The organism is Spirosoma fluminis, assembly GCF_054778895.1.
The window spans coordinates 142,799-167,474 of record NZ_BAAGZD010000004.1 but is presented as its reverse complement, the minus strand read 5'-3'; the positions used below and the strand labels follow the sequence as shown (position 1 = coordinate 167,474).

The window sequence follows — 24,676 nt, the reverse complement described above, 5'->3', positions numbered from 1 at the left end:
CAGTCAATGTTACGTCAACTTAAGCGAATCGAATGAAGTAGCCAGCGGAGACTGATTACCAGCTAGTTGATTCACGCATAAAAATAGGCCATGCAAAATGGATACCATCATCACGATAGTCTCCCATTCTACATGGCCCATTGTTAGTTTTACCAGCCCCTACTGGGTCAGTCGCAGCGACTGCCAGGCGACCAACTGCCACTGACCGCTTTTTTTCACGTACACATCCGTATAGCGAAGTTTGAATTCGGTAGGCTGGTTGTTGTTATTCATTTTCACCTGCACAACTCCGTTCACAACGGCCGTGTTGCCATACAGCCGCACTTTCTGCTCCTGCGGCTGAAGACCGGTATAGTTTGATTTTCCGTCGACGATGGCCTGAATAAACGCTTGCTTGCCATCCGTATTCCCATTAGAGTGGGTGTACAGCAGATCATCGGCCAGGACTTTGTTCATTACCGCCTGATCTTTATTTACCTGGGCGTCAAAGCGTTGTTTTTCAACATCCAGCACCGCTTTTTCGTCGCCACTCTGGGCGCGTACAAGCTGAACAAGTAAAAGAAGGCAAAGTGTTAGGAAAGATTTCATAGTAACTTACGATTGTTAGGGCCGTCAGGCAACGTAGTGAACTGATTTGAATACACCGGATTACGTTCCTGCAAAGATAAATTCCGACGAATTCTACCGCTTTGCCGCCATCGACTCAGTAATCGCCTGATAGACCAGCACGTTGAACTTGTCGTTCAGATCGCCGTAACTGTTCGGCGCTTTCTGGGTATACAACAGCGCCACTACCCCTTCTTTCGGGTCCACCCAGTACGTAGTACCGAAAAAACCGCCCCAGTTATACGAACCTTCCGAAACCGGCAGACGGGCCGCACTACGTTCCGACGTAATGGCAAAGCCGAGTCCGAATTTGTTCTGTCCCTGGTTCAGCTCACCAATCTGGTTTGTCGTGATTAATCGTACGGTCGTCGGGCTAAGAATCCGTTTGCCACCGTATTGCCCGCCGTTCAGCATCATCTGTAAGAAGATCGCGTAGTCGTACAGGGTCGACGACAGACCCGCACCGCCGGAGAAATACGTTCCGGGCTGTTTTGGGTAATCTTCCGAAATACCACCCTGGGAGGGCAAACGTCGAAGCGCCTTGGTGGAGTCTTCGGTGTAGACGCGCGTCAGGCGACTTTGCTTGCTTTGCGGCAGATAAAAATACGTATCGTTCATGCCCAGCGGCTCAAACAATCGGGTGCGCAGAAACTGGTCGAGCGGCTGCCCGGATAAGACCTCAATCAGTCGACCCAGTACGTCGACACTCAGCCCATACGTCCACTTTTCGCCGGGCTGGTGCACCAACGGCAAAGCCGCCAGGCGATTCATGGCTTCTTCAAGATTTTGGTTTGGGGTACCAATGCCGCTTGGAATTTTATGCTTTGCGTAGATAGCGACGGCCTCTTTTGTGCCAATTGATGGATAACTGATCCCCGACGTATGGGTGAACAATTGGCGAATGGTTATCTCCCGCTTCGCCGGAACCGTCGTATAGGTCGTGTCTTTCGGGTTGTATTTGTCCAGCACCCCTGGGTTCTTAAACGCTGGAATATAGTTCGAGATCGGGTCATCGAGCAGAAATTTCCCTTCTTCAAACAAAGTCATCAGCCCAATGCTCACAATGGCTTTCGTCTGCGAAGCAATGCGGAAAATCGCATCCCGCTTGAGTGGCGTTTTCGCCTGAATGTCATCCAGACCATACGTTTTGTGATACACGATACTGCCATTTCTAGCTACCAGCACCCCAACGCCCGCCTGACGTCCCTTCGCAATGTAGTCATTGATCACAGCGTCCATTCGCTGCAAACGGGCCGTACTCATACCGACGGATTCGGCCGAGGCCTCTTTTAGTACATCCTGAACGGGGACTGACTTGTTACGTGCTGCCGGACTGACGGTCGACTGGGCAGTAGCGGGCAAAAAATAACCGGCCATCAGGAGGCCGGTTAGACTAAATAGTTTCATGAAAACCGGGAGTTAGGAACCGTCGCTAAGATACTTATTTCTTCGTACCGGTGATCGATCCGTATTTCGCGTATTTTACGCCCCCCCGCAGCCCCTGTGCGGCTGTCGATATGGCAACCTGCGTTTTGTCGAAAGCCCCGGTAGCCGTATATGTAGCGTCAATTTTCGTGTTATTTATACTGATCTGATCCTGCGTTTTATCGATAATGGTGAAGCTGGTGCCGTCGGTCAGTTCAGCTGTTAAGCGCTCTTTGGTCGTGTTGTTAAAGAGGATGTCCAGATAAAGCTGTTTGGCCACCGTACTTTTTGAAACGGTTATGACCGCCGTACCACTTTCGGGATCAAGTCCATCACCATCCGCGATCCGGATCGTAGCCTGATAACCGCCTTCATACGAGCCAACGTATTGATCGCGGGGGTCAACGTCGGGATCAGAACCACCCGATTTTTTACAGGCCGTAGTCAACGAACCAACGACAAGCAGAGCAACAAGCAGATTACGGAGAGACTGAACGGCATTACGCGTAGCCATATTGATTTGAAGATGGGTTAAGTTCTGTTTCGTCTATCAAACGCCGTGCCGGGTTTGCCAAGTATAAACGTACAGGAAAAGTCATAAAAATGCCGTTTATAAACAAGTCATAGAGCTTTTATCAAGTTATCAAATTCATTCTGACAGTAGATTTATCGAATCGCTGTGTTATATTTTAATAGCGTCAGGTTTATCATCAATTCACACAAACCCATCAAATGGAACCCAGCCACACCACCTCAGCCGAAGCCACAAACCAAGATTTATTGTCTTTGTACAAACGCATACTACCTGAAATTAATGAGCAGGTAGTACAGTGTATTAACCAATGTAACTGGCAAGCCAATCAGGTTTCCAAACTATTCTTCATGAAAGTTGATGAAGCGTATCTGAAAGCTCCGAAAAAGATTCTTTTCGTTGGTCGTGAAACGTTTGGCTGGTATACTGCCGGTAAAGATTGGCTGGTATACTGCCGGTAAAGATCAGTATGACCCGCGAGACGAAGCCAGTGAGCTAATGTCTTACTATGGACAGACTACGAATGCTGGTGTACATTACAACTCACCCTTTTGGTGGTTTCGGGAAGCTTTTAGTCAGGCAATAGGCGTTGGTCAAGACGATTTTATGAAAGCCACACTGTGGACAAACCTGTCGAAGATTGATGTCGGCAAAACAACGCCAAAGGGTAAAGAAGCATGGAAACTTTTTCAGTTATTCATTCAGTTACTGATTGAAGAAATACGGATTGTAAAGCCAGACATAGTTTTAATTATGACAAAAGATGGCCTTTATAACTGGCATCTTGATAACTACCGCTGGGTCAGTAACAAGCCGTTCAGCAGTTACGATGAGCCAGACGAGATCACCCGCGAGCCAATTCTTGACAAGCAAATCCAACGACTTATTGTACCCGGTATATTGCCTTACCATACGTATCAAATCTGTCATCCAAATGCATTACGGCGTCAAGGAAACTATACAGAGCGAGCAGACGTGCTGATCAAGGAACTAAGCACGTTAGTAAATCAGAACAGTTGACTACTTCTCGATGATTAACCAACCCAGCCTCTCGCCCACCGCCTTTTGGGACGTAGATATGCAGTCACTCGATTACGAAGCGAATGCCCGGTTTGTAATCGAAAAGGTGATGAATTATGGCTTATGGACGGATATTCTTGAAATACTGAAGTATTACGGTCACGAACGGGTCAAAGCCGAAGTTACGCAGGCCGCATATTTAAAAAAGAAAACACTGTCATTCTGCTGCGCTATCTTCGATCTCGCTCCAAATCAGTTCAAATGTTATACCCGGCAACAGTCGAACCCGCTACCCTGGAATTATTGAAAAGGTTGCTCAACCAACCTTTCTTAGACTCATTCGCATTGGCTGGCGGAACAAACTTAGCCCTTCAGTTTGGCCACCGACTGTCAATCGACCTTGATCTGTTTACTGATCAGTCGTTTTCAACCCAGGATGTGTTTGATGAACTTTTATCTGCTTTTCCAAAGACTATAAAGATTGATGAAGCCAAAAACTCGCTCAGCCTGCTCATAGAGAGTGTTAAAGTGGATTTATTGGCACATCGTTATCCTTTAATCAGCCCCTTTGTGGAGCAATCCAGCGTACGTTTTTGGTCAGTAGAAGATGTTAGTGCCATGAAGCTAGGAGCGGTAAGTGGTCGAGGTGCAAAAAAAGATTTTTGGGATTTAGCGGAATTACTCAACCACTTCTCATTAGCTCAGCTACTTGGCTTTTTTACAGCCAAATACACTAACAGTGACCCAGGGTATGTGGTCCGTTCGCTAACGTACTTCGACGACGCCGAACAGCAGGCCGACCCTATAACATTGAATGAACTGACCTGGCCTCAAGTGAAACAACGAGTCTTAGGAGCCGTGAAGGAGCTGCTGTAGAACGCCCTCCGAATTGATTTACCATCAGGTCATTATAAATTCCTGTTAAAAATTCCTGTTACACGTTTACACTTTACCCATTATGATGGGTTATTTTTAAGCCAGTAAACCGCGTAACGTATGCAATTCTCTCACCTCCACACGCACACCCAATACTCGCTGCTCGACGGGCAGGCCGACATCAAAAAGCTGATTAAGAAGGCTAAAGGTGACAATATGCCCGCCGTTGCGATTACCGACCACGGTAATATGTTCGGCGTATTTGAGTTTGTAGCTGAGGCCAGCAAGCAGGGCATCAAACCCATCGTAGGCTGCGAGTTTTACGTCGTTGACGATCACCACAAAAAGCAGTTCACCAAAGAGCAAAAGGATATTCGCTACCATCAGTTGCTCTTGGCCAAGAACCCAACGGGCTATAAAAACCTGACGAAGCTCTGTTCGCTGGGCTACATGGAAGGGCTGTATGGCAAATACCCGCGTGTTACAAAAGAGCTTATTGATAAGTACAAAGAAGGTCTTATCGCCACGACCTGCTGCATTGGGGCCATCGTTCCGAAAACCATCCTTAAAAAAGGCGAAGAAGCCGGTGAGGCAGAATTCAAATGGTGGCTCGACCGGTTTGGCGAGGATTACTACGTTGAACTACAGCGTCACGAGATTCCCGACCAGATCAAAGCCAACGAGGTGCTGGTCAAGTTTGCCAGGAAATATAACGTCAAGATCATTGCGTCGAATGACTCGCACTACGTTGATCGCGACGACTGGGTAGCCCACGATATTTTGTTGTGCGTGAACACGGGCGAGAAGCAGAGTACGCCGTCGATGAAGGAATTCAACGACGAGGAAGCCATGCCCAAAAACACGCGCTTTGCCTTCTTCTCCGATCAGTTCTATTTTAAGAACACGCAGGAGATGACGACGCTGTTTCACGACATGCCGCAGGCCATCGACAACACCAACGAGATCGTTGATAAGGTTGAAACGCTGAAGCTCAAACGTGATATTCTCTTACCCAATTTCCCGATTCCGCAGGAGTTTCAGCTGCACGCTGATGACGTAGCGAACCAGTGGGAATTTCTGAAACACCTGACCTACGAAGGAGCCCGAAAACGTTACGGCGAAATCGAAAGTCACGTACAGGAACGGCTTGACTTCGAGCTATTTACCATCAAAACGATGGGATTCGCCGGGTACTTTCTCATCGTGGCCGACTTTATTCAGGCCGGGCGCGACCTGGGCGTGATGGTGGGGCCGGGCCGGGGTTCGGCCGCTGGCTCGGCGGTGGCCTATTGTATCGGGATTACGAATATCGACCCTATAAAATACGACCTGCTGTTCGAACGGTTCCTCAACCCCGACCGGAAGTCGATGCCCGATATCGATACCGACTTCGACGACGAAGGGCGGCAGAAGGTAATCGATTACGTCGTGCAGAAGTACGGTAAGCAGCAGGTTGCGGCTATCGTGACCTATGGTACGATGGCCGCCAAATCGGCCATTAAGGACGTATCGCGGGTGATGGATTTACCGCTCAACGACGCCAACGCCCTGGCCAAGCTTGTTCCCGATAAGCCGACGTACAACATGACCCTGCGTCGGATTTTCGAAGATCCGATTGAAGGGCCCGGCGGATTGGCCAACGTCATTCAGCCCGATGAGGTGGAAAACGTGAAGCGGATGCGGGCCCTCGAAGCGGGCGATCAGAGCGTGGGCCGAACAATGAAACTCATCGACACCGAGAAGGTACAGAATGTACTTCAACAGGCGCGTCGGTTAGAGGGAACGGTACGTAACACAGGCGTTCACGCGGCCGGTATCATCATCGCCCCCGACGACCTGTCGAACATCGTACCGGTCTCAACCTCGAAAGATACAAACCTCATTATCACCCAGTATGAGGGGAAAGTGATCGAAGATGCGGGCGTTATCAAGATGGACTTTCTGGGGCTACGCAACCTGACCATCATTAAAGAATGCCTGCGGCTCATTAAGCAAAATTACGGCGGATTCTTCGTGAACGGCGTCGAAACGGATATTGACGACATTCCGCTCGACGATCCGAAAGCGTACGAGCTGTTCCAGCGGGGCGAAACGAACGCAATTTTCCAGTTCGAATCCGATGGTATGAAAAAGCACATGAAGGACCTGAAGCCCGACCGCTTCGAGGACCTCATTGCCATGAACGCCTTGTACCGCCCCGGCCCGATTGCCTATATTCCGAACTACATTGCCCGTAAACACGGCCGCGAAGAAGTTAAGTATGACCTTCCCGAGATGGAGGAATACCTGTCCGATACCTACGGCATTACCGTGTATCAGGAGCAGTTGATGCTGCTGTCGCAGAAGCTCGGCAACTTCACCAAAGGTGACGCCGACGTCTTGCGGAAGGCGATGGGTAAGAAGCAGAAAGACGTACTCGATAAGATGAAGGGCAAGTTTATGGACGGCTGTGCTGCCAACGGACTCAACCTGAAAATCTGCGAAAAAGTCTGGACTGACTGGGAAGCCTTCGCCAGTTACGCCTTCAACAAATCGCACTCCACCTGTTATGCCTTCGTTGCGTACCAGACGGCCTACCTGAAAACGTACTACCCGTCGGAGTACATGGCAGCCGTTCTGACGAGCTGCTTAGGTAACATCGAAAAGATTACGTTCTTCCTCGAAGAGTGTAAAAACCTGGGTATTCCGGTACTTGGCCCCGACGTGAATGAATCAGAGCGCGTGTTTGGCGTTAATCAGAAAGGTGAAATTCGCTTCGGGCTTGGTGGTATCAAAGGTGCCGGTGACGCGGCCGTGGAAGCCATCATCGAAGAGCGGAAAGCGGGGGGCTTCTATAAAGATATTTTTGAGTTTGCGATCCGGATTAACCTGCGGACAGTCAATAAAAAGACCTGGGAATCGCTGGCGTATGCGGGAGCCTTCGACAGCATTGACGAGTACCACCGGGCGCAGTATTTCGAGATGGCCGACGGTGATACGTCCCCGTTCCTGGACAAGGTAATTCGTTACGGCAACAATTACCACGCTGAAAAAGCGGCTGCTCAACAGTCATTGTTCGGCGCGATGATGGGCGGTGAACCGATGCTCGCCCGCCCGAAACCGCCAACGGTGCCCGAATGGAACCAGATTGAGAAGCTCAAGCACGAAAAAGACGTAGTCGGCTTTTACATCACCGGTCACCCGCTGGATGAGTTCAAGCTGGAGCTGGATGGTTTCTGCAACTGCACACTTGATAAAATCTACGAGATCAAGGCCCCCGAAATCAAGGTTGCCGGCATCGTATCGGCTATGCAAACGAAGGTGGCCAAGAACGGAAATCCGTTCTGTATCTTCAAGATAGAGGATTACAGTACGTCGATTGAGCTGGCGCTCTTCGGTGATGATTACGTCCGGTTGGGGCAGTACATTGAGGTGGGACGATTTCTGCACATCACCGGCAAAACGCAGAATCGATGGAACTCCGACCAGCTCGAATTCAAACCCGTCACCATTCGGCTGCTGTCGGAAATGCGTGAGAAGTTCTGCAAGGAGCTGCGCGTTTCATTAACCCTGGATGCGTTGAACGCCCAGTTGGTCGCGAAGATTAACGAGCTCGTTAGCGCCCACCCCGGTACGTGTACGCTTTCACTGAACGTAGTAGACCCGAACGAACGTATCGAAGTGAGCTTACAATCCAGGACGTTAAAGATTTTCCCGGCTAACACGCTCCTGCGGGCGCTGGAGGCTATGGACGGCGTAACGTGTAAGGTCGCGTAATTTCGGAACTAATCGGCGTGTATTCGGTTTATCAGGGAGAAACAAGTTCAACTCAATAAACAGATTTCACTCATGGCAGCAGGATCACTTGCCGTAGAAGCGACCGACGCGAATTTCGAAGATCTTATAAATTCAGATAAGCCGGTTTTAGTAGATTTTTGGGCCGAATGGTGTGGTCCTTGTAAAATGATTGGACCAGTTGTTGAGCAACTGGCCAGCGATTACGACGGAAAAGCCATCGTTGCCAAAATGGACGTTGACCAAAACGCTCAGGTGCCCGCTAAGTTTGGCATCCGCAGCATTCCGACCCTGATGGTCTTCAAAAATGGTCAGTTAGTGGATAAAGTAATCGGTGCGGTTCCCCGCAACGTGCTGGAGCAGAAGCTTCAGGCCGCCATGGAGCCAGCTGCGCTATAGTTTTAGAGAACAAACGGAAGAAGGGAGGATAAGAGAATGGGGTTTGTTATTCCCTTTTCCTATTCTCCCTTCTTCCGTTTCTCCTTTTTTATACCAGCATCCGCATCGGATTTTCCAGCAACTCTTTGAACGTTTGCAGGAAGGCGGCTCCCGTAGCTCCATCGACAACGCGGTGGTCGCAGGAGAGCGTAACTTTCATTACGTTCGTTGGCTTAGCTACCGAAACGCCGGCCGCATCTCCTTCAAACTTAACGCTTTGTTTGATAGCGCCAATCGCCATAATGCAGGCATCTGGTGGGTTGATGATGGCCGTGAACTCATCAATGCCGAACATACCTAGGTTCGAGATTGAGAACGTACTGCCTTCCCAGTCTTTTGGCTGCAGCTTCTTTTCTTTCGCCTTACCGGCCATTTCCTTCACCTCTCCCGAGATCGTCGACAGCGTTTTCTGATCCGCATTCCGAACAACCGGTACGAGCAAGCCTTCGTCGACCGCGACGGCAACGCCAATGTTGACGTACTTGTATTTGCGGATCTTGTCACCCAGCCACGATGAATTGACATTCGGGTGTTGTTTGAGCGCTAACGCAGCCGCTTTGATCACGAAATCATTAAACGACACCTTCACCGGGCTAACACCATTTACGGTGCCGCGCAGCTCCATCGCCTTATCCATGTTGATTTCCATGGTCAGGTAGAAGTGCGGAGCCGTAAACATGCTTTCGCTTAGTCGACGGGCAATGGTTTTGCGCATCTGGCTAACCGGGATGTCCTCATATTCTCCCCCAACGGAAGTTGCCTGGGGCGCTGGCGCCTGGACCGGAGCCTGCTTTTGCTCGGCAGCCGGTTGCGACACGGGCTGAGCAGCTGGCTTAGCCGACGGCACAAACGACTCAACATCACTCTTCACGATACGTCCCTCTGGCCCAGAGCCCTGTACCTGCGCCAGGTTAATTCCTTTCTCTTCGGCAATACGTTTCGCTAATGGTGACGCTTTCACGCGGCCATTTGAACTCGCTTCTTCGTCTTTTTCTCCGCCATACGAGAGATCGGTAGCGGCATTGGCAGGAACATTGGCCTGCGGATTCTGCTGAGCCGTTGCATTACCGCTATCGCCCGAGGCAGCCGGTTGAGCCGGTGCACCAGCCCCACCGTCGAGCAGCACTTTGAAGTTGGCACCTTTTTCGCCAACCACCGCAATAATGTCATCGACGGCTACCGACGATCCTTCTTTCACACCAATATAAAGCAGGGTGCCTTCTTCGTAGGCCTCCAGGTCCATAGTGGCTTTGTCGGTTTCGACCTCGGCCAGAATATCACCCGACTTAACGGTATCGCCTTCTTTTTTATGCCAGGCGACAATTGTACCCTCGGTCATGGTATCACTCATCTTCGGCATCCGAATGATGGAGGCATTTACGTTCTCTGCCGGAGCTGCCGATACCGCCTGTTTATCCGGCAGGTTAGTGGCTACTTCACCAGCGGCACCACCACTGGGAGCGGGTGCCTCACCGGATGGAGCAGTCGGTTGAGGTGCTTCAGCCGCCGGAGCGGCTTCCTGACTCCCACCGCTGGTGCCGTTGAGCAACGCATTGTAATCTTCCCCGTCCGCGCCGATAACTGCCAGAACACCATCTACAGGTACCGACGCACCTTTTTCTACACCAATGTATAACAGCGTACCTTCTTCGTAGGCCTCCAGGTCCATGGTCGCTTTATCGGTTTCGACTTCAGCTAGTACGTCGCCACTTTTCACCTTGTCGCCCACCTTTTTGTGCCACTCCGCAATGACTCCTTCGGTCATGGTGTCGCTCATCTTGGGCATTCTAATTAATTCAGCCATATGCAGCTATGTATGTATCGAGTTATACAAGAGATAGGTTTGGGCGTTGCTGATTCCTCCGGTGGCGCATTGTCATCGGAGGAAATGGGCAGAACAACCGGCCAAAATTAGCGCAAACCAACCAAGATTGTATCAGTTGCTCCTGTTTTCTATTAACGGAAGAGTGGCAGGAAGGGGATGAAAGAACGAGTGCTTACGAATAACCCCTCTCTTCCCCTTGCGTCCACTCATCCCTTTACTCCACCCATAACACCAATCCCTTCAGGTATCCTCCTTCCGGATGGAAAAGGCTGACCGGGTGGTCGGCGGGCTGGCTGAGGTGATGCAAAACGCGCACCTGCCGACCAGCTTCGATGGCAGCCGCGACGATGGTATTGTAAAACAACTCACGATCAACCACCTGAGAGCAGGAGAACGTAAAGAGAATACCTCCTTTGGCCACCCGACGCAGCCCTTCGGCATTCAGGCGTTTGTATCCCTGCACCGCCCGGTGCCGTGCGGACAAGCTTTTGGCATAAGCGGGGGGGTCGAGCACAACTACGTCGTATTGATGATCGTGGCCTTTCAGATAGTGCATTACGTCTTCGGCGTAGGCCTGGTGCTGCTTCTCCTGCTCACCAAAATTCGCGTCGACGTTCCGATTCGTCAGATCGATTGCCTTCTGCGATACGTCTACCGAGTGAACCTGACTGGCGCCCGCCTTGAGTGCATAGACCGAGAAACCACCCGAATAACAGAACGCATTCAGGATTCGTTTGCCATGCGCGTATTGCGCCAGCAGAGCCCGGTTGTCGCGCTGATCCAGGAAAAAGCCAGTTTTCTGCCCCGTGATCCAATCGACCAGAAACGTATTGCCATTCTCCTGCACGGGATGCGGCACAGGGGTACGTCCGTATAAGTAGCTGTTGGTTACAGTAGCGCCGTATTCGTCAGGCAGAGTATCGGCGCTTTTGTCGTAAACCGCTTTCAGCTCATTGCCGAAAACCGCCTTAAGCGCTTCGGTGATGAGTTGCCGCTCGCGGTGCATACCAATCGAGTGAGCCTGCAAAACCGCTACGCCATTATACATATCGATGATCAGGCCTGTACAGCCATCCCCTTCGCCATGAACCAGTCGGTAGCAGTTCGTCTGGCCCGTAACAATCGCCTGTCGGATACTCCGAATGTGTGTTAGCTTTTGCGTCCAGTACGGCAGATCGGGCGTAACGGGGCCGCCTGCCGTAGCCGCAAACGAGAAGATACGGACCGCGATGCTGCCGTTGTGATAATGCCCCGTGGCCAGGTACTCTTCTTTGCGGTCGAACACTTCAACTACGTCGCCGTCGTCCAGATTACCTTCGTACCGACCGATCGCTCGCGAAAAAACCCAGGGGTGAAACCGCCGGACGGCTTCGTCGCGCCCAGCCTGTAGATATAACTTAGAGAATGTCATTCGTTCCTGATAAAGAAGGCAAAGATACAACGACCATCTTTGCCGTAAGAGGTCTTTTTCGGATTCTCTTTGTTTCGGCCCTCTCGACAAAAAAAGTAGGGTAGTTGCGTAGAAATAAGCGGCCTTTGCGTTTTATTGCTGCAAACCTATAGCAACCATGCAACGACGCAACTTTTTAAAACAGTCTGGCCTCTTAACGGCTGGTGCCTTTGCCCTCAGTCAAACCGATTTACTGGCCGGTGCAGCCGCTAAGCCTATTAATCCATTCGGTGTTCAGTTATACAGCGTTCGCGACGTACTTCCCAACGATCCCAAAGGCATTATGACTCAGCTGGCTCAGATGGGCTACAAGCAGTTCGAGAGTTATAGCGGCCCTAAAGGATTTCTGTGGGGGCTGGAGCCTAAGGAAATGAAATCGTTCCTGGACGGTCTGGGCGTTAAAATGATCAGTACGCACTTCGACATGAACAAGGACCTGGACAAGAGCATCGATATGGCGAAAGAAGTTGGCCTGAGCTATTTACTATGCCCATACATTGGCCCGCAGAAATCGTTTGACGACTGGAAAAAAGTAGCCGACAAGCTGAACACCGTTGGCGAACAGGTTCGTAAAGGTGGGCTGAAGTTCGGGTATCACAACCACGACTACTCGTTTAAGCCGCTGGATGGCAAACTGCCGCAGGAGTACTTACTGGCGAACACGGACCCCAAAAACGTAATGTTTGAGCTGGATCTGTGCTGGATTGACGTAGCAGGCGTCGATACCGTAGCCCACCTGAAACAATACGGCAAACGCTATGAACTATGTCATATTAAAGATTACAAAAAAGTAAACGGCAAGCCCGTGCAGAATGACTTGGGCAAGGGCGACGTTGATTTCAAGAAAACGCTACGCGCTGCGATGGACAGCGGTATCAAGTACTTCATTGTTGAGCAGGAAGAATACCCACAGGCCGTGATGACCAGTATGAAAAACGATGCTGAATACATGAAAACCCTGACGGTATAGTAAGTATTGCTTATTGTCACATTTGACGAGCCCTCGACTTAAGTTGAGGGCTTTTATATGCCGAATCAATCCAAAGATCTGTTCCACATAGTCGACTAGCTACAAAAGCGATTGGCTTCGCACTAGCCAGTTCAGTTACTGCGTATATTTCGGCCTAGTCAATGTTTATTTATATCCACAACTCTATAAGTGAGACCATTACGACCGTGGCAGTATACGGTGAGCCAGCCTTTAGTGGCGATAGTGGCCCAGCTACGGCATTAAATCGCCGTCAGGGCGTAAGCGGTCAGTCGATCTGGGTTCGCAGTTTTGACAGGCAGGGGAGGCAATACGATGATGTGTCCTTTCAGCAGGCTGACTCGCTGGAACGTATTCGGGTTAAAGTAGGTACCGAACCCGGTTTGTATTACGTGCGGGTAGGTACCTCGAGCCAGTACTACACAGTTAAAATAATCAGGCAGTAACCCAAATGAAAAAGTGCGGCTGAAATGACAGTGGATTCTCGGGGTGGAGTTCGGCTAAATACCACTTCTCATTCTTCGCTACGTGCTGAAAACAGTCGTTTCAACCAGCTTTTCTTTTCCTCGACTTCTTCTTTCTGTTCGTCGTCGGTGAGCTGGTATTTCGCCAGCGCTCGCAAATCGGGCTGGCCCGCATCGACCCAGCAGGTGTACCAGAAATCGCCAACCATTTTTACCGACGCCCGCATCTGTCGTTCGACCTGCCCACGTAATCGCTCGTGGTATTGTCGAGAAAAGTCCGCGGCATACACCTTGGTGGTAATTCCGTTACGTTCCTCAAACCCATACTTACGCCTTTCGCCCACCTCTTCGGTGAGTTGCCGCTCGAAGCGCAATACTGAGTCCAGCGCGGCATGGGCGTTAAAAACCGCTCGCCAGGCTGATTTCTGGGGCGAATAGATATACTCGGCCTGGCCCGTCAGAAAATCATAATTGGTGCTAAACAACTCCGGCAGGCGTGACTCCCAGAACCCATGAATCCCCTGCTGGTTAGTTAGCTGTCCGTTGTAGTTGCGGGTGGTATGAAGCGGCACGTTCGCATCGGCAATATAATGGCCCAGATCAGCCGCTACCCGCAAAATTCGCCGAACGTTACGTTGCTTAAACGCTTCCGTCAACTGATACTTTGCCAACTGAATATGCCAGGGCACGATGCCATGCAGTGCCAGGCTATCATCGCCGTACCGGTCAGCCGCATCTTTATAATAACGTGGTATCGTAATCGCCGACGTGTCGGCGTAGGCATCCAGATCGATAAAATGGCGGGGTGCTTCACCAGCGACTGCATACCGGCGTTTGTCGGGATTGACGGCGTTGTCGGTTAGAAACGTAATGTGCTTTTTGAAAAACGGAATCATGTCCACTGGCAGCGTAAAAACAGCCAGCCGATTGATCTGCTGATGCGCATAAAAACCCCACCGAGGTTGTAGGCCTAAAACGTTAGGTTGGTGCACTTGGTAATGCGGCAGAAGTTCATTACCAAGCGCCGAACGAGCTTCGACAGCACTACCAGTAGTGGCGAAAATTTCGGCGAAAACTATTAACCAAATAAAACAGTTGTACATTTGACAAAATATAGCACTTTATCGCCAACAAATTTAACTTTTCAGATAAAGTGTTGTGTTCACCGAAACAAAATTTGGTTTATATATTAAAATACAATTAATCATGAACGCCAAGTCACGGGGATATACCCTTATTATTTTCCTTCTTTGTTCGTTTGCATTAACAATCTACGGTGCTTATTCACCTGCAAGAAAAGCCCAGAAACAGCAGATTGTATGCATAAAATTCAAAAAAGGTGTTGAAAATGCAGCAGTAGAGCAGCACATGAACAGTTTTGCGGCTCTAAAACATGAAATTCCACAGATCGTCAATTATACATCGGGTAAGACCATTTTGCCAAATCAGGCGCCCTCGAACTACGATGTTGTGCATTATTTGACGTTTCAGACGGAAGCCGACATCAAAATTTTTGAGCAAAGTGCCGCTTATAAACAGTTCGTTAACCAAAATAAGAACGTCTGGGAAAATACGTTGATTGTCAATGCCGATATTCGTCCTTAAGTGACGTGCGTTCGTAAGAAATTTGGGAGGAACGTTGATAATTTTAACCAAATTTCTTATTTTTGCGCCCTCATATCGCGATAACGATTTCATTTTTATACCGATGGCAAACCATAAATCAGCAAAAAAAGCAATCCGGTCGAGTGCAAAGAAGCGGCTGTTGAACCGTTACCAGCACGTAACGACCCGGAACATGGTAAAAAAACTACGTACCACGACTGACCACGCAATGGCTGTTGAACTGTTTAAGTCTGTTTCGTCAGCACTGGACAAACTGGCTAAGCGCAACATCATTCATAAAAATAAAGCGGCCAACAATAAGTCGAAACTGGCTCGGCTGGTAAATAGCCTGAAGACAGCTGCAGCTTAATTGCTTCTCGCATTACGTATTCGGAAACCTTACCTTTTTATAGGGTGAGGTTTTTTTATACCGTAAAATGGTGAATATTGGCGGATTATCTTTATTAGGTAAACCAATAGTTACATTTTACGCACCGTAATGATCTACGAAAACTCTGGAACCATTCAAAGCTGGGCGGAAGAAGATCGGCCCCGCGAAAAACTCATGCTGAAGGGCAAAGCCGCCCTGTCGGAGGCCGAGCTGATTGCCATACTTATCAACTCGGGAACGATTGACCTCACCGCGGTCGATGTTGCTAAAATCATTCTGAAAAGTGTTGGCAACAACCTGAACGAGTTAGCTCGATTAAGCATAAAAGACCTTTCTAAATTTCGGGGTATCGGCGAAGCAAAAGCCATTAGTATCGTAGCTGCGCTTGAATTAGGCCGTCGGCGGAAAGAGCAGGACCGGCCGCAACGCGCTAAAATCACCTGCTCGCGCGATGCGTACAACGAAATGATTCCTCACCTGCTCGACAAGCCGCACGAAGAGTTTTGGATCCTGCTCATGAACCGCGCTAACGAAGTGCTCAGGCCGGTACAGATTAGCGCGGGCGGTGTTTCAGGAACCGTTGCCGATCCGAAAATTATATTCAAGCAAGCTATCGAGCACCTTGCTTCTTCAATGATTCTGTTGCACAATCATCCGTCCGGAAACCTGACGCCCTCCCAAGCCGATAAAGACCTGACCCGCAAACTCAAAGATGCCGGGCGTTTGCTGGACATTCCGGTCCTCGATCACCTCATATTCACCGACAAAGCCTACTTAAGCTTTGCTGATGAAGGCATCTTATAAGCTTACTTTTGGTCGTTAAGCAGACATTATTAGTCATTCATTATCAGTACGTTATTCCATAGCAGATTAGTCCGTTATCGACTCGTTTCCCGCCAGTTTGAATAAGCGATGACTATTTAATGACAATGACTGACTGATAATGCCTATTTGAGCTTAAGCCCCTGCATTACGTCTGCCCGGCTGAGTTCACGTACCTGACCGGGCGTCATGCCCTCGGCAGTTAGGGTCTCAATGGCCCAACGGACCAGACGTAACGTGGGAAATCCTACGGTGGCCGTCATCTTGCGCACCTGCCGGTTTTTACCCTCGTGCAACGAAATGGACAGCCACGAAGTCGGTATGGTAGCCCGATAGCGAATCGGCGGATTACGTTCAGGTAAGGCAGGCTCACCAATGGCTTGAGCTGCGGCTGGTAACGTATGATAAGGCTTGCCGTCCACAGAAATAGTAACCCCTTGGGAAAGTTGACGGCAGGCCTCGTCCGTTACCTGACCATCTACCTGTACGTAATACGTCCGGTTGTGGCGAAACTTCGGGTTCAGCAGCTGGTGGTTCAGTTGTTTGTCGCTGGTGAGCAACAACAGGCCCTCGCTATCCGCATCAAGTCGCCCAACCGGGTATACATCTTTCGGAAAGTTGAATTCCAGATCAGCCAGCGTGGGTTTGTCCCCTTCCCGGCTAAACTGCGAAAGCATCAGATACGGCTTGTAAATTAGATAATACATTGATAATGAGACAAATGACAAAGGAGCGAACGAGTGATCTTCTACCAAAAACATTCGCTCGTTCACTCACTCGCCCTTTCGCTCATTGACAACCAAACCGGGCAATGGTCGGCATGTACCGCGTCAGGTAGCATCCGGCAGTCGTCGATCTGATCACGAAGATTGTCGGTCACCGATGCGTAGTCGATACGCCAGCCTTTGTTGCCACTGCGGGCACCCGCCCGGTAGCTCCACCAACTGTATGCCACGCTCTCCGGGTGCCTGTAGCGAAACCCGTCCGTCATGCCGGTACTGAACCACTGGTCCATCCAGGCACGTTCTTCGGGCAGAAAGCCGGTAGTATTTTTGTTACGTACCGGATCGTGAATGTCGATAGGCGTATGGGCGATGTTGTAATCTCCAACTACGATCAGTTTTGGCCGCGTTTGACGAAGCGTCTGTACATACACGTAAAAGTCCCGCAGAAACTCCATTTTTACGCCCTGCCGTACTTCGCCCGTTGTGCCAGACGGGAAATAGCAATTGAGTACGGTCAGATCGCCAAAGTCGGTACGTAAAATACGCCCTTCGCAATCATACACGGGTAATCCACAGCCCAGCACTACGTTGGTAGGTGGAATTTTCGAGAAGGTAGCGACACCGGAGTACCCTTTCTTTTCGGCGGCATGCCAGTGGTATTGATACCCCAGTTCTTCAAATGGTTTCAGATCAACTACGTCAGTCGTAGCCTTCACTTCCTGAAAGCAGAGAACATCAAAATTATGCTGCGACAGCCAGTCGATGAGCCCATTACGCATGGCCGCCCGAATGCCGTTGATATTGTATGAGATAAGTTGCATTGAAAAATGTGTTGACGAACGAAGCACTAGTCTAACGATTTACCTTGTCGTTTTACTTCTTCGATGATTTCATCGATCATGACAATGTCGTTCAAATCTTTAGTACGTCGCGCTAATACTTTTGTCTCGCGAAGATCATTTATGTGTAGAAAATAAACCGTTTGGCCACCTTTAGTTGTGAACGCTTTTGCTCGTTTCTTACAGGCAAAGTAGTCTAACCGGTGATGGATACTAGTTAGAACATCCATTGGAATATCGTGGATACGAATCATTTGCGGTTGAGTGAAATCAGCTTCCCGCATTCCTCTAACCTGATCTTCATCATAGCCGAATGTCAATAAAGAATTAACGAAACGATCTTTATTATCATTAGTTGGTTCAAGCCATAAGTCAACATCCTGCGTAAATCGCACTGCACCATTTAAAATCATAGCTAAGCCACCAATAAGAATGTATTGTAGTTCATGTTGGTCAGCGGCTTTAACGAACTCCAAAAACTCAGAATTTTCTACATCCATGACGGCTTAGTAATAGTAATACTCTTTGTCAGTTTAGGCGGATTGCCGACTAAGCTGTAGTAGGTTCTTCGGAGCTTAACAAAAACCTGCCAGCGTTCTTCGGGGGTCATGGCAACCTGTTCCCGCACCTGATCTTCGTGTGGGCCGTTTAAGTCAGTGTAGAACGTAATCCGTCGCTTCTTTTCCATAGTTTCCCAAAATAAAAAAGCAAGAGAAGTACCGCCAATTGCAGCCTGTTCTCTTGCCTTCTTTTTCGTGCTTCGATTTACAACGGTCCCGTCACGAGTTCATCTTCGGCGGGCACCACTTTTTTCTTGTCAGTAAACAACAGAACAAATACGACGAGTACAACAGCGGCAATACCGGCCGGAACGAGCCACACCGACAGCCAGTCTTTCGTACCATCCGGGCGCGTATACATATCGAGTACAATACCCGACAGCTTCGAACCGATACCCATGCCGATGCCATACGTAGCCAGCGTAATTAGCCCCTGCGCGGATGATTTAATTTTCTCACCTGCTTTATTGTCGGTATAAATCTGGCCTGTTACGAAAAAGAAGTCATAACAGACACCATGCAACACAATCGCAATGTATAGCATCCATTCCGACGACGCATCGCCGTAGCCAAAGCAGATGAACCGCACAATCCAGGCGATCAGGCCAACGATCAACATTTTCTTAACGCCTAGCCGGATATACGCCAGGGGAAGCAGCAGCATAAAAATCACTTCTGAAGCTTGTCCCAGAGACATCTTACTCTCTACGTTCTGCATACCTCCATCAGTTAGGGACGGATTCGCCATGGCGTAATAGAACGACAGCGGAATACAGATCAGCACTGACGACAAAAAGAAGATGGCAAACGAGCGGTCCTTAAACAGCTTGAATGCATCAAGACCGAGAATTTGCGAGAACGAAGTAGATACCGTTGCTTTAGGCGGAGTGTTAGGCAGGAAGAAAGCAAAAATGCCCAGCACTACGGCCGAATACATTGACAATTGAAATATAGCCACCTTATCGCCAAGCTCCAGAAAACCAACAATATTTGTAACAATAATCCATGCTAAAGTACCAGCTACCCGGACAAATGGAAAGGCATCTCTATTTTTTATAGTAGGTGAAAAAACGATAAAGAGACCTCCTATTATTAATAATACAACTGGAACTATTGTTGGAACCAGACTATCAATAAAAATGGATGTAATGAATCGGAAATAAACAAAGATTGGTACAGCTATAAGACACAAAAGTCCACCTACTATCTTTAACCATTTATATGACCCCTCATTATCTAAGTGAGTGAAGGCAATTGAGTTGGTCAGCGCGAGCGTTGGTGCAAAAGTAATGCAGTAGGCCAGAATCAGATAGAAGAACTGATTAGGATCCGTATTTTGCGTGATGAAAAACAATACAACCGCGCCGAGGAGGTTAAGTACACCCAGCACCTTCTGAGCGGCAAAGTATCGGTCGGCGATCATTCCCACAAAAAAGGGCGCAATGATCATCGCCAGCGAAAAGGCAGCATAGGCGTTGCCAACCTGATCGCCGGTTGCCTTTAACTCGGTTAATAAGTACTTACTCATCTGTCCGTACCAGGCTCCCCAGACAAAAAACTGGAGAAACATCATGACGGAAAGCTTAATACGGGTTGTAGAAAGCATTACGGTTACGTAGGTTAGATTTAAAATCTTGAAGGTATAAAACCTGGGCCATTGGTGCAAGATCAGTTCCCGTTTGCCCGGTGCCCAACTGCGGGATCCGCAGGGCCGCTATACTTTACTTTCGGGATACATTTTCTTGTGATTAGCGACCAGTATATCGTACTGCTGCTTCGTTAGAATAGCCTTGTACTGGCGTACTTTTTCGGTCTCAACCTCAATCGCAAAAACCCGTAATTTCTTGTTATTAAGACCCGATGACGCTTTCATCTTCTTCACACCCTCGTTATACTTGACCGTGGCGTCGGTGATGATTTGTTTGGCTTTGGGCAGTTGCTCGTCCGTTAGTTTAAGCCGCTGTTTATCGGCTTTCAGCACTGATTTAACGATCATACCCACCGTTGCGCCGTTGTTGAGAAAAACGAATTTTTCGTCCTCCACAGATTTAGTCTGCGCGAATGAAGCTGTCGAGGTGCCGATTAAACCGACCAGAAGTACCAAGGCAATACAGATACGTTTCATAGTTACTGTTACGAATAAACGGAGGAAATTTAGTTACCAATGAGCCCGATCGCCCGGCTAAAAATAAGCAATTAACTCGTGCTTCTGGTTGGCCTAACTTGTTTATGTGATTAATTATGAAGCAATCAGGCCGGTAATTTACGCTACTCAGTATACGCTTGCAAAGCCGGTTCTAACAATAGACCCACTATAAGTTCAGTTGGAGCTGTCCCTGCTGGGTTGGGTCAGCGGCTTGAAGATTCGACATGGATACGCCCAGCAACCGCACCGGCTTTACCAGCGGAACAACCGAAGCAAGCAGGTCCATAACGATACGTACCAGGTGACTTATATGGGGAATTAGGCCAAGGGTGGTATGACTGCGGGTGATCTGCTGAAAATCGGCATATTTTACTTTCAGCGTTACGGTACGTCCGCTTATGCCCGTCCGTTCACAGTACGTCCATACGTCGTTTATGAGCGGTTCCAGGCCCTCTTTCAGTTCGGTTTCGTCGGTTAAATCCTGCTCGAATGTATTTTCCGAACCGACCGACTTACGAACCCGATTGGCCGTTACAGGCCGTTCGTCAACCGCCCGGGCAATGGAGTAGTAGTGATGCCCTACTTTGCCAAAGTGCCGGGTCAGCAACTGTTCCGTTTGTTGCCGGAGATCCAGTCCAGTCATAATTCCCAGCTGATTCATTTTTTCAGCCGTTACGCGTCCGATCCCATGAAACTGCCCAACGGCTAGCTGTTCAACAAAAGCCAGCCCCTGATTCGGCTTAATGACAAACAAACCATCGGGCTTTCGGTAATCCGAAGCCAGCTTTGCCAGAAATTTGTTGTAAGACACCCCGGCCGATGCAGTCAGGTCGGTTTCAGCCTTGATCCGTTCTTTGATGGCCTGCGCAATCTGGGTTGCCGATTGAGTAGGGCCCGTACTGGCCGTTACGTCCAAATACGCTTCGTCGAGCGATAACGGCTCGATTAACTCGGTATACTCAGCGAAAACAGCCCGAATCTGAGCAGAAACGGCTTTGTAAACCTCAAATCGGGGTTTCACAAAAATCAGTTCGGGACACTTACGACTGGCGACCACTGATGCCATGGCCGAGCGGACGCCAAACTGCCGGGCTTCATAGCTTGCCGCAGCCACTACACCGCGCTGGCGCGACCCGCCCACGGCTATCGGCTTTCCCCGCAATGTTGGGTTATCACGCTGCTCTACGGAAGCGTAAAACGCGTCCATGTCAATATGGATGATTCGGCGGTGCTGGTCTACGCTCATTAACAGCCTCTCTTACTATACAGACCAAATATATAGCAAAAGTCTATTACACGCCACTGGGACCGATGGCTTAAATGATTACCTGCAAATACTGTTTAGCCATAAACACGCTTTCAAGGCAAAACTCAGCTGATTCTCAGCGCAAGTCTGATTTTCGCTTCGGTGTACACTTGTTTTATATCTCGATTGACTATCAACTAATCTGCCGCCAAAAGCTCAGTACCTCATCCCTGATCCTGGGTAGAAAAACAACCAATGAGCCTTACTTCATGAAGCATGTCCCCAACAAACGCGGTCAAGTTGTTGGCAGGTTTCATTTTATAAAAGAGCCGTTACGTTGTCGTTCAGACTTCGCTTAGGTATGACTCATTAATCGTTACGCTGAAATTCGTTTACCCCTCCATTGCTCCTTTTCAATTCTATGCCTCTGCTTACGCAAAACCGACGGAATTTTCTCAAAAAAGCAACAATAGGTAGTCTCGTGTTCAGCATGAGGGGTTCAGCCCTATTGGCAAAAAATCCGCCTAAAGATGGAAAACGGATTGGCATTATTGGTCTGGATACTTCGCACAGCGTAGCATTTACCAAAGCGTTGAATGTTGCGGAGGCTAATCCTGAGTATGCTGGCTACAAGGTTGTTGCCGCTTATCCCTACGGTAGTAAGGATATTGAAAGCAGTACGAAACGAATTCCAGATTACATCAATGAGGTGAAAAAACTAGACGTGGCCATTGTCGATTCCATCGACGAGCTGCTCAGAAAAGTAGATGTCATTCTGCTGGAAACGAACGACGGACGACTGCATCGGGAGCAGGCAGCTCAGGTTCTTAAAGCGGGGAAACGCGTTTTTATTGATAAACCGATTGCGGCCTCCCTCGGCGATGTGATCGTCATATTTGAACTGTCCCGAACGTACAAGATTCCCATCTTTTCGGCGTCTTCGTTACGGTACATAAAAGGCATGGAAGGGATTGATAAACGTCAGGTATTGGGAGCCGATACGTTCAGCCCGGCCGTACTCGAAAAAACGCATCCCGACTTGTTCTGGTACGGCGTTCACGGGGTAGAAACGTTGTATACAGCCATGGGCACGGGTTGTCGGCAAGTGGTACGTATCAACACCGAAGGAACCGACATGGTGGTAGGCACCTGGGCCGACGGTCGGATTGGTACGTTTCGGGGCACACGGACCGGCAAACACGATTACGGTGGAACAGTTTACACCCAGACAGGCAACGTTCAACTTGGTCCGTACGGCGGCTACGAGCCACTGCTCAAAGAAATCATTACGTATTTTGAAACTGGTAAGCCGCCAGTAAGCCCGGAAGAGACCATCGAAATTTTTGCGTTTATGGAAGCCGCTGACGAAAGTAAACGCCGGGGAGGCATAGCCATAAGCCTGGACAGCGTGCTGGAAAAGGCAAAAAAGAAAGCCGCCGTAAAGTGATAAAACTTGTGGCCAACCAACACTACTCATTTACGCTTAACCTTACGATCATTGCCAGTATGGAAAACCCCAAAAGCGCTCATTATGACGACTCACGACGAGATTTTATCCGTAAAGCCATTTCTGGCACCGTAGCCTTATCGGTGGGTGGTATTTTGCCCGGTTTTAGTGCCAAAAGTTACGCCAGAATACTGGGGGCCAACGAAAAGGTACGAGTCGGTATGATGGGCGTCAATAGCCGTGGCCTAGCCCTGGCGAGCAATTTTGCCCTTCAGCCAAACTGCGACGTTATTTCCGTATCCGACGTCGATAAACGGGCGGCTGATAAATGCCTGTCAACCGTTGAACGTATCCAAAAAGCAAAGCCGAAAGAGCAAACCGATTTCCGGAAAGCGCTGGAAAATAAGGATATGGACGCCCTGATCATTGCCGCGCCAGACCACTGGCACGCGCCCGCAGCGATCCTGGCGTCAGCAGCCGGCAAACACGTTTACCTCGAAAAGCCTTGTAGCCACAACCCCCACGAAGGGGAATTGCTGGTGGAAGCCGTCAAACGGCATAAAAACGTCATTCAGATGGGGAACCAGCGACGCTCGTGGCCTAACGTAGCTAAGGCAATTGCTGAAGTTAAAAGCGGAGCCATTGGTCGGCCATATTTCGCCAAAGGCTGGTACACCAACAATCGAGCCTCCATCGGCACGGGTAAGGACGCAGCGGTTCCGGCCTGGTTAGATTACGAATTGTGGCAGGGCCCGGCCCCCCGACGCCCTTTCAAAGACAACCTGATTCACTACAACTGGCACTGGTTCTGGCACTGGGGCACGGGCGAATGCCTAAACAACGGTACCCACATGGTTGATCTGATGCGCTGGGGTCTGGGCGTTGACTATCCAACACGCGTGACCTCCTCCGGGGGCCGGTACCGGTACCAGGACGACTGGGAAACGCCCGATACGCAGGTGGTCACCTGGGAATTTCCCAACAAAACCAGCATGACCTGGGAGGGCCGAAGCTGCAACGGCCGAACCGTTGAAGGCACCAGCGTAGGCGTCATGTTCTACGGCGAAACCGGTTCGCTCCTGATCGAGAGTGGCAACTCCTACAAAATTTATGATCTGGATAACAAGCTGGTGAAAGACGTTAAGAATGACTTAGCTATCGACCCACGTAACAAAATGGACCCGTCGCAGGCGCTGGATGCTATCCACATTCAGAACTTTTTTGACGGAATCAAGAAGGGCACTGCACTCGCTTCAGAGATAGTCGGTGGGCACCAGAGCACCTTACTTTGTCAGTTAGGCAACATCGCATTACGTTCCAACGACACTCTGGCCATCGACCCAACGAATGGGCATATCCAACGTAACGCCAATGCAATGAAGCTCTGGAAACGGGAGTATCAGAAGGGCTGGGAACCGAAGGTTTGATGAGACCAACAAGACCGCATTACCATCCCTGCGCTGGTAACCACATTTCATTTTTCAGTTGAAAACAAAG

At 49.5% G+C, this 24,676-nt stretch carries 25 protein-coding genes; 12 read left to right on the top strand and 13 right to left on the bottom strand.

The window, feature by feature from the left end; genetic code table 11:
- Nucleotides 1-159: 159 nt before the first annotated feature.
- The 3 genes from ACYVBJ_RS06105 to ACYVBJ_RS06095 form a co-directional block, all read right to left on the bottom strand.
- A complete protein-coding gene (locus ACYVBJ_RS06105) occupies nt 160-588 on the bottom strand; it encodes a nuclear transport factor 2 family protein (RefSeq protein WP_460981409.1) in 429 nt (142 codons plus the stop codon).
- Between the two features lie 93 nt (nt 589-681).
- The gene (locus ACYVBJ_RS06100) at nt 682-2,013 is read right to left on the bottom strand and encodes a serine hydrolase domain-containing protein (protein WP_460981408.1); all 1,332 of its coding nucleotides are present in this window, start codon (nt 2,011-2,013) and stop codon (nt 682-684) included.
- A gap of 34 nt (nt 2,014-2,047) precedes the next feature.
- Nucleotides 2,048-2,545 (bottom strand): hypothetical protein, encoded by a 498-nt coding sequence (locus tag ACYVBJ_RS06095; protein WP_460981407.1) that lies wholly within the window; start codon nt 2,543-2,545, stop codon nt 2,048-2,050.
- A 423-nt stretch (nt 2,546-2,968) separates the two neighbouring features.
- Between ACYVBJ_RS06095 and ACYVBJ_RS06090 the strand changes: the two genes are divergently transcribed.
- From ACYVBJ_RS06090 to trxA, 5 genes are all read left to right on the top strand, one after another.
- Nucleotides 2,969-3,583, top strand: coding sequence for a hypothetical protein (locus ACYVBJ_RS06090; protein WP_460981406.1), 615 nt, complete (start codon nt 2,969-2,971; stop codon nt 3,581-3,583).
- A 10-nt stretch (nt 3,584-3,593) separates the two neighbouring features.
- Complete coding sequence (locus tag ACYVBJ_RS06085; RefSeq protein WP_460981405.1) at nt 3,594-3,890, top strand: DUF6922 domain-containing protein; 297 nt, start codon at nt 3,594-3,596, stop codon at nt 3,888-3,890.
- Nucleotides 3,887-4,459 carry a nucleotidyl transferase AbiEii/AbiGii toxin family protein gene (locus tag ACYVBJ_RS06080; RefSeq protein WP_460981404.1) on the top strand — a complete coding sequence of 191 codons (573 nt, stop codon included), beginning with the start codon at nt 3,887-3,889 and terminating at the stop codon, nt 4,457-4,459. The genes ACYVBJ_RS06085 and ACYVBJ_RS06080 overlap by 4 nt, the downstream gene beginning before the upstream one ends.
- Nucleotides 4,460-4,579: 120 nt before the next feature.
- Nucleotides 4,580-8,215 carry a DNA polymerase III subunit alpha gene (gene dnaE / locus ACYVBJ_RS06075; protein WP_460981403.1) on the top strand — a complete coding sequence of 1,212 codons (3,636 nt, stop codon included), beginning with the start codon at nt 4,580-4,582 and terminating at the stop codon, nt 8,213-8,215.
- A 72-nt stretch (nt 8,216-8,287) separates the two neighbouring features.
- Nucleotides 8,288-8,632, top strand: coding sequence for a thioredoxin (gene trxA, locus ACYVBJ_RS06070; RefSeq protein ID WP_460978154.1), 345 nt, complete (start codon nt 8,288-8,290; stop codon nt 8,630-8,632).
- A gap of 88 nt (nt 8,633-8,720) precedes the next feature.
- On the opposite strand, the gene ACYVBJ_RS06065 is transcribed toward trxA, so the two are convergent.
- Together ACYVBJ_RS06065 and ACYVBJ_RS06060 are read right to left on the bottom strand one after the other, a co-directional pair.
- Nucleotides 8,721-10,475 (bottom strand): pyruvate dehydrogenase complex dihydrolipoamide acetyltransferase, encoded by a 1,755-nt coding sequence (locus ACYVBJ_RS06065; RefSeq protein ID WP_460981402.1) that lies wholly within the window; start codon nt 10,473-10,475, stop codon nt 8,721-8,723.
- Between the two features lie 235 nt (nt 10,476-10,710).
- Complete coding sequence (locus ACYVBJ_RS06060) at nt 10,711-11,907, bottom strand: class I SAM-dependent rRNA methyltransferase (RefSeq protein ID WP_460981401.1); 1,197 nt, start codon at nt 11,905-11,907, stop codon at nt 10,711-10,713.
- A 157-nt stretch (nt 11,908-12,064) separates the two neighbouring features.
- Between ACYVBJ_RS06060 and ACYVBJ_RS06055 the strand changes: the two genes are divergently transcribed.
- Entirely contained in the window at nt 12,065-12,916 is an 852-nt protein-coding gene (locus ACYVBJ_RS06055; protein ID WP_460981400.1) for a sugar phosphate isomerase/epimerase family protein, read from the top strand.
- 161 nt (nt 12,917-13,077) lie between these two features.
- Nucleotides 13,078-13,380: a hypothetical protein gene (locus tag ACYVBJ_RS06050; RefSeq protein ID WP_460981399.1), complete on the top strand. Its 303-nt coding sequence runs from the start codon at nt 13,078-13,080 to the stop codon at nt 13,378-13,380.
- A 68-nt stretch (nt 13,381-13,448) separates the two neighbouring features.
- Here the strand turns inward: ACYVBJ_RS06050 and ACYVBJ_RS06045 are convergent, their stop codons facing one another.
- Nucleotides 13,449-14,390: a zinc dependent phospholipase C family protein gene (locus ACYVBJ_RS06045; RefSeq protein ID WP_460981398.1), complete on the bottom strand. Its 942-nt coding sequence runs from the start codon at nt 14,388-14,390 to the stop codon at nt 13,449-13,451.
- A gap of 166 nt (nt 14,391-14,556) precedes the next feature.
- On the opposite strand from ACYVBJ_RS06045, the gene ACYVBJ_RS06040 reads away from it, so the two are divergent.
- The 3 genes from ACYVBJ_RS06040 (at nt 14,557) to radC (ending at nt 16,198) form a co-directional block, all read left to right on the top strand.
- Nucleotides 14,557-15,003 carry a Dabb family protein gene (locus tag ACYVBJ_RS06040; RefSeq protein ID WP_460981397.1) on the top strand — a complete coding sequence of 149 codons (447 nt, stop codon included), beginning with the start codon at nt 14,557-14,559 and terminating at the stop codon, nt 15,001-15,003.
- A gap of 103 nt (nt 15,004-15,106) precedes the next feature.
- Nucleotides 15,107-15,373, top strand: coding sequence for a 30S ribosomal protein S20 (rpsT, locus tag ACYVBJ_RS06035; RefSeq protein WP_460978160.1), 267 nt, complete (start codon nt 15,107-15,109; stop codon nt 15,371-15,373).
- A 129-nt stretch (nt 15,374-15,502) separates the two neighbouring features.
- The gene (gene radC, locus ACYVBJ_RS06030; RefSeq protein WP_460981396.1) at nt 15,503-16,198 is read left to right on the top strand and encodes a RadC family protein; all 696 of its coding nucleotides are present in this window, start codon (nt 15,503-15,505) and stop codon (nt 16,196-16,198) included.
- A 143-nt stretch (nt 16,199-16,341) separates the two neighbouring features.
- Here the strand turns inward: radC and ACYVBJ_RS06025 are convergent, their stop codons facing one another.
- The 7 genes from ACYVBJ_RS06025 to dinB form a co-directional block, all read right to left on the bottom strand.
- Nucleotides 16,342-16,923, bottom strand: coding sequence for a pseudouridine synthase (locus tag ACYVBJ_RS06025; protein WP_460981395.1), 582 nt, complete (start codon nt 16,921-16,923; stop codon nt 16,342-16,344).
- Between the two features lie 62 nt (nt 16,924-16,985).
- A complete protein-coding gene (locus ACYVBJ_RS06020; RefSeq protein ID WP_460981394.1) occupies nt 16,986-17,762 on the bottom strand; it encodes an exodeoxyribonuclease III in 777 nt (258 codons plus the stop codon).
- 26 nt (nt 17,763-17,788) lie between these two features.
- A complete protein-coding gene (locus tag ACYVBJ_RS06015) occupies nt 17,789-18,280 on the bottom strand; it encodes a DUF6036 family nucleotidyltransferase (RefSeq protein WP_460978164.1) in 492 nt (163 codons plus the stop codon).
- Nucleotides 18,271-18,468 (bottom strand): hypothetical protein, encoded by a 198-nt coding sequence (locus tag ACYVBJ_RS06010; protein ID WP_460978165.1) that lies wholly within the window; start codon nt 18,466-18,468, stop codon nt 18,271-18,273. Before ACYVBJ_RS06010 ends, ACYVBJ_RS06015 begins: the two co-directional genes overlap by 10 nt.
- A 77-nt stretch (nt 18,469-18,545) precedes the next feature.
- The gene (locus ACYVBJ_RS06005) at nt 18,546-19,946 is read right to left on the bottom strand and encodes an MFS transporter (RefSeq protein ID WP_460981393.1); all 1,401 of its coding nucleotides are present in this window, start codon (nt 19,944-19,946) and stop codon (nt 18,546-18,548) included.
- Between the two features lie 108 nt (nt 19,947-20,054).
- Entirely contained in the window at nt 20,055-20,465 is a 411-nt protein-coding gene (locus ACYVBJ_RS06000; protein WP_460981392.1) for a hypothetical protein, read from the bottom strand.
- Between the two features lie 187 nt (nt 20,466-20,652).
- A complete protein-coding gene (gene dinB, locus ACYVBJ_RS05995; RefSeq protein ID WP_460981391.1) occupies nt 20,653-21,732 on the bottom strand; it encodes a DNA polymerase IV in 1,080 nt (359 codons plus the stop codon).
- A 421-nt stretch (nt 21,733-22,153) separates the two neighbouring features.
- On the opposite strand from dinB, the gene ACYVBJ_RS05990 reads away from it, so the two are divergent.
- Nucleotides 22,154-23,179, top strand: a complete 1,026-nt coding sequence (locus ACYVBJ_RS05990; protein WP_460981390.1) for a Gfo/Idh/MocA family protein — start codon at nt 22,154-22,156, stop codon at nt 23,177-23,179.
- Nucleotides 23,180-23,238: 59 nt separating this feature from the next.
- Nucleotides 23,239-24,606 (top strand): Gfo/Idh/MocA family protein, encoded by a 1,368-nt coding sequence (locus ACYVBJ_RS05985; protein WP_460981389.1) that lies wholly within the window; start codon nt 23,239-23,241, stop codon nt 24,604-24,606.
- Nucleotides 24,607-24,676: the final 70 nt, after the last annotated feature.

Coding starts and splice junctions, on each gene's coding strand:
- trxA (WP_460978154.1), top strand. CDS start 8,288: ATGGCAGCAGGATCACTTGCCGTAGAAGCGACCGACGCGAATTTCGAA.
- ACYVBJ_RS06005 (WP_460981393.1), bottom strand. CDS start 19,946: ATGCTTTCTACAACCCGTATTAAGCTTTCCGTCATGATGTTTCTCCAG.
- ACYVBJ_RS06020 (WP_460981394.1), bottom strand. CDS start 17,762: ATGCAACTTATCTCATACAATATCAACGGCATTCGGGCGGCCATGCGT.
- ACYVBJ_RS06055 (WP_460981400.1), top strand. CDS start 12,065: ATGCAACGACGCAACTTTTTAAAACAGTCTGGCCTCTTAACGGCTGGT.
- ACYVBJ_RS06095 (WP_460981407.1), bottom strand. CDS start 2,545: ATGGCTACGCGTAATGCCGTTCAGTCTCTCCGTAATCTGCTTGTTGCT.
- ACYVBJ_RS06015 (WP_460978164.1), bottom strand. CDS start 18,280: ATGGATGTAGAAAATTCTGAGTTTTTGGAGTTCGTTAAAGCCGCTGAC.
- ACYVBJ_RS06025 (WP_460981395.1), bottom strand. CDS start 16,923: ATGTATTATCTAATTTACAAGCCGTATCTGATGCTTTCGCAGTTTAGC.
- ACYVBJ_RS06060 (WP_460981401.1), bottom strand. CDS start 11,907: ATGACATTCTCTAAGTTATATCTACAGGCTGGGCGCGACGAAGCCGTC.
- ACYVBJ_RS06085 (WP_460981405.1), top strand. CDS start 3,594: ATGATTAACCAACCCAGCCTCTCGCCCACCGCCTTTTGGGACGTAGAT.
- ACYVBJ_RS05985 (WP_460981389.1), top strand. CDS start 23,239: ATGGAAAACCCCAAAAGCGCTCATTATGACGACTCACGACGAGATTTT.
- ACYVBJ_RS06010 (WP_460978165.1), bottom strand. CDS start 18,468: ATGGAAAAGAAGCGACGGATTACGTTCTACACTGACTTAAACGGCCCA.
- rpsT (WP_460978160.1), top strand. CDS start 15,107: ATGGCAAACCATAAATCAGCAAAAAAAGCAATCCGGTCGAGTGCAAAG.
- dnaE (WP_460981403.1), top strand. CDS start 4,580: ATGCAATTCTCTCACCTCCACACGCACACCCAATACTCGCTGCTCGAC.
- ACYVBJ_RS05990 (WP_460981390.1), top strand. CDS start 22,154: ATGCCTCTGCTTACGCAAAACCGACGGAATTTTCTCAAAAAAGCAACA.
- radC (WP_460981396.1), top strand. CDS start 15,503: ATGATCTACGAAAACTCTGGAACCATTCAAAGCTGGGCGGAAGAAGAT.
- ACYVBJ_RS06065 (WP_460981402.1), bottom strand. CDS start 10,475: ATGGCTGAATTAATTAGAATGCCCAAGATGAGCGACACCATGACCGAA.
- ACYVBJ_RS06000 (WP_460981392.1), bottom strand. CDS start 20,465: ATGAAACGTATCTGTATTGCCTTGGTACTTCTGGTCGGTTTAATCGGC.
- ACYVBJ_RS06105 (WP_460981409.1), bottom strand. CDS start 588: ATGAAATCTTTCCTAACACTTTGCCTTCTTTTACTTGTTCAGCTTGTA.
- ACYVBJ_RS06050 (WP_460981399.1), top strand. CDS start 13,078: ATGTTTATTTATATCCACAACTCTATAAGTGAGACCATTACGACCGTG.
- ACYVBJ_RS06100 (WP_460981408.1), bottom strand. CDS start 2,013: ATGAAACTATTTAGTCTAACCGGCCTCCTGATGGCCGGTTATTTTTTG.
- dinB (WP_460981391.1), bottom strand. CDS start 21,732: ATGAGCGTAGACCAGCACCGCCGAATCATCCATATTGACATGGACGCG.